This is a genomic window from Candidatus Protofrankia californiensis (assembly GCF_900634765.1).
GTDB classification, from domain to species: Bacteria; Actinomycetota; Actinomycetes; order Frankiales; family Frankiaceae; genus Protofrankia; species Protofrankia californiensis.
Genome location: NZ_CAAAFT010000242.1, coordinates 1 through 3712, shown reverse-complemented (window position 1 = coordinate 3712; position 3712 = coordinate 1). Strand labels below are relative to the sequence as shown.

The 3712-nt window shown below is 69.2% G+C and carries 6 protein-coding genes; all 6 read left to right on the top strand.

The annotated features are described in order from the left end of the window. On the top strand, nt 1–742 hold a 742-nt coding region (locus DD1DGNOD_RS12970), incomplete at its 5' end, for a thiolase C-terminal domain-containing protein (protein ID WP_430827801.1). A 2-nt stretch (nt 743–744) separates the two neighbouring features. Further along, complete coding sequence (locus DD1DGNOD_RS12965) at nt 745–1203, top strand: MaoC family dehydratase N-terminal domain-containing protein (RefSeq protein ID WP_131770242.1); 459 nt, start codon at nt 745–747, stop codon at nt 1201–1203. After that, nucleotides 1200–1601: a MaoC/PaaZ C-terminal domain-containing protein gene (locus DD1DGNOD_RS12960; protein ID WP_131770241.1), complete on the top strand. Its 402-nt coding sequence runs from the start codon at nt 1200–1202 to the stop codon at nt 1599–1601. Before DD1DGNOD_RS12965 ends, DD1DGNOD_RS12960 begins: the two co-directional genes overlap by 4 nt. 18 nt (nt 1602–1619) lie before the next feature. Beyond that, complete coding sequence (locus tag DD1DGNOD_RS12955; RefSeq protein WP_131770240.1) at nt 1620–2450, top strand: SDR family NAD(P)-dependent oxidoreductase; 831 nt, start codon at nt 1620–1622, stop codon at nt 2448–2450. A gap of 7 nt (nt 2451–2457) precedes the next feature. Next, complete coding sequence (locus DD1DGNOD_RS12950; protein ID WP_131770239.1) at nt 2458–3249, top strand: enoyl-CoA hydratase/isomerase family protein; 792 nt, start codon at nt 2458–2460, stop codon at nt 3247–3249. A 24-nt stretch (nt 3250–3273) separates the two neighbouring features. Next, a partial coding sequence (locus DD1DGNOD_RS12945) for an AMP-binding protein (RefSeq protein WP_165036663.1) occupies nt 3274–3712 on the top strand: 439 nt, incomplete at its 3' end.

The following is a 3712-nucleotide window of genomic DNA, read 5'->3' as shown; positions in this document are numbered from 1 at the left end:
ATGGTATTTCGGCGGCGCCGGCGCGAGCTACGCGGAGAAGTACGGCACCAAGGCGGAGACGTTCGCCGCGATCTCGGTGAAGTCCCGCGCGCACGCGGCGAACAACCCGTACGCGGTGTTCCGCGACCCAGTGACGGTCGCGGAGGTACTGGCCTCGCCGCACATCTTCGGCCCGTTAACCAGGCTGCAGTGCTGCCCGCCGACCTGCGGTGCGGCGGCCGCCGTGATCGCCAGCGAGGAGTTCGCCCGCAAGCACGGGCTGCGCACCGACGTGCGGATCGCCGCGCAGGCGATGACCACGGACTTCCCGTCGACCTTCGAGGCCAAGGACATAACCAAGCTGGTCGGCTACGACATGACCAAAACCGCGGCGGAGCAGGTCTACGAGGCGTCCGGGGTGTCCCCGGAGGACATCCGGGTGGTCGAGCTGCACGACTGCTTCACCGCCAACGAGCTGCTGTCCTACGAGGCGCTGGGACTGACTCCGGAGGGCACGGCGGAGAAGTTCATCGCCGACGGCGACAACACCTACGGCGGTCGGGTGGTCACCAACCCGTCGGGCGGCCTGCTGTCCAAGGGCCACCCGCTGGGCGCGACGGGGCTGGCGCAGTGCGCGGAGCTGGTGTGGCAGCTGCGCGGTGAGGCCGAGGCCCGTCAGGTCGAGGGCGTGAATCTCGCGCTGCAGCACAACATCGGCCTCGGCGGCGCCGCCGTGGTGACCCTCTATGAGAGGGTAAGTTGAGCATGGCCATCGACTCGAGCGTGATCGGCACCGAACTGCCGCCCGTCGAGCTGACCGTGGACGCCGGTCGGCTGCGGTTCTTCGCCAAGGCCATCGGCGAGACCGACCCGGTCTACTCCGACGTCGACACGGCGAAGGCCGCCGGGCACCCGGACCTGCCCGTGCTGCCGACCTTCCTGTTCGGCATCGAGCTCGAGCAACCCGACCCGTTCGCGTGGCTGGCCGGCCTCGGCGTGGACCTGCGGCGGATCCTGCACGGCGAACAGTCCTTCACCTATCACGCCCACGCCCACGCCGGCGACACGCTGATCGCCAAGCCGTACATCGCCGACGTCTACAGCAAGAAGCGCGGCGCGCTGGAGTTCATCGTCAAACAAACCGCGGTGTCCCAGGCCGACGGCACCGCGGTGGCCGACCTCGCTTCGGTGATCGTCGTGCGGAACCCGGAGGTGGCGCAGTGACCACATTGGAGAAGGTCGAAGCAGGCACGGAGCTGCCGCCCCTGGAGCTGCCGCCGATCACTCGCACCACGCTGGCGCTGTTCGCGGGCGCCTCCGGTGACCACAACCCGATACATATCGACGTTGACGTCGCCAAGTCCGTCGGGCTGGACGACGTGTTCGCCCACGGCATGCTGTCCATGGCCTACCTCGGCCGCCTGCTCACCAACTGGGTACCTCAGGAGCAGATCCGGACCTACCGCGTCCGGTTCGCCGCCATCACCCCGGTGCACGCGCGACCGACCTGCACCGGCCGCGTGGTGTCCGTCGAGGACGGGCTGGCCACGCTCGAGCTCGCCGTCACCCTCGCCGACGGCGCCGTGACCCTCACCGGCGACGCAGTCGTCGCCGTCAACTGAAAGGCAAGACACCCCCCCATGGGAAACCTGGACAGCAAAGTCGCCATCGTCTCCGGCTCCGGCCGCGGCATCGGCCGCGAGATCGCACTCAAGCTCGCCCGTGAGGGCGCGGCCGTGGTGGTCAACGACCTGGACGCCGAACCCGCCAAGGACACCGTCGTCGCCATCGAAGCGGCCGGCGGCAAGGCCACCGCCTGCTTCGGCTCCGTGACCGAGGACGGTTTCGCCGAACGATTCGTACAGACCGCGGTCGACTCCTTCGGCGGACTCGACATCATCGTCAACAACGCCGGCTACACCTGGGACAACGTCATCCAGAAGATGACCGACGAACAGTGGGACGCCATCCTCGACGTCCACCTCAAAGCACCCTTCCGGATCTTGCGCGCCGCCCAGCCGGTCATCTCCGCCGCCGTGAAAAAGGCCAAGGCGGCCGGCGAGCCCATCCCCGGTCGCAAGGTCGTCAACATCTCCTCCATCGCCGGCCTCGGCGGCAACGTCGGCCAGGCCAACTACGCCGCCGCCAAGGCGGGCATCACCGGCCTCACCAAAACCCTCGCCAAGGAATGGGGCCGCTACAACGTCACCGTCAACACCGTCGCTTTCGGACTGATCAAGACCCGGCTCACGGAGGCTCCTGCCGACGCGGACGGCACCATCGATGTCCAGGGCAAGGAGATCAAGGTCGGCGTCAACCCCGACCTGCTCACCACCATGGAACGCACGATCCCCCTCGGCCGCGGCGGCAGCCCAGCCGAAGCCGCGGGCGCCGTCTATCTGCTCTGCACCCCCGAGTCCGACTACATCAGCGGCCAGACCGTCATCTGCGGCGGCGGCTTCTCATTGTAAGGCGCGAATGCTCCGGATAGAACGCCACGAGGGCATCGGGACGATCACCATCGATCGTCCCGCGGTCCTCAATGCCCTGAGCTGGGACCTCATGCACCGGCTCAGGGTGGCGATCCAGGAACTGGGCGCGGACCCCGGCGTCGGAGCCGTGGTGATCACGGGCGCGGGCCGGGGTTTCTGCGCCGGCGCCGACATCGCCGACCTGGTCGGCCCCGACCTGGATGACGTGGCGCTGGCCCGGGTCACCGCCGACCGCATGGAGGACGTGGTGACGCCGCTGTGCGAGGCGATCACCACCTCGCCCGTGCCCATCGTCGCGGCGGTGAACGGCCCGTGCGCAGGCGGCGGCCTGGGGCTGGCCCTGCTGGCCGACGTCACGATCGCGGCGCGATCGGCTTCGTTCTCCATCCCGCACGTGACCCAGCTGGGGATCGTGCCGGACCTGGGTATTTCCTGGGCTTTGAGCCGGTCCATCGGCCGGGCGCGGGCTCTCGGCATGAGTCTGCTCGGTGAGCGCGTCTCGGCGGAACAGGCACAGGAGTGGGGCCTGATCTGGCAGTGCGTCGACGACAACCAGCTGACCGCACAGGTCCGGGCCGTAGCAGCCCGCCTGGCGAGCCTGGACCCCGCGGCTGCTGTCGCCACCCGGGCACTGCACGACGGGTCGTCCGCGGCCACCCTACCCGAGCAGCTCCACCGCGAACGCCGTGCCGTGCGCGCCCTGTTCAGCGGTGAGCACGTCCGCGCTACCGCCCAGCGATTCCTCAAGCGCGCCCAACCCGTCGGCGGCAACTCCTAGCCCTACCACGGAAGGGAGAGCCCGATGTATCTGACCCAGGGCCTGCATCGCGCCGCGCAGCAGAACCCGAACGGCGTCATGACGATCTTCGGTGACCGGCAGCGCACGTTCGCCGAGGTCGCCGACCGAGTAGCGCGGCTGGCCGGTGCGCTGCGCGGGCTCGGCGCCGGCGACGGGGACCGGGTGGCGTTCCTCGGGCTGAATTCTGACCACTACCACGAGTACCTGCTGGCAGTGCCGTGGGCGAACGCGGTGCTGAACCCGGTGAACATCCGCTGGAGCGCGGCCGAGATCGTGTACTCCCTCCGGGACTCCGACTCGAAGGTGCTGTTCGTCGACGACGCGTTCGCGAAGCTGCTGCCCGAGATCAGGCAGGGCTACCCGGAGCTGGCCACGGTGATTAACACCGGGGACGGCCCGGCGCCGGAGGGCACGCTGTCCTACGAGGAGCTCATCTCCGGGG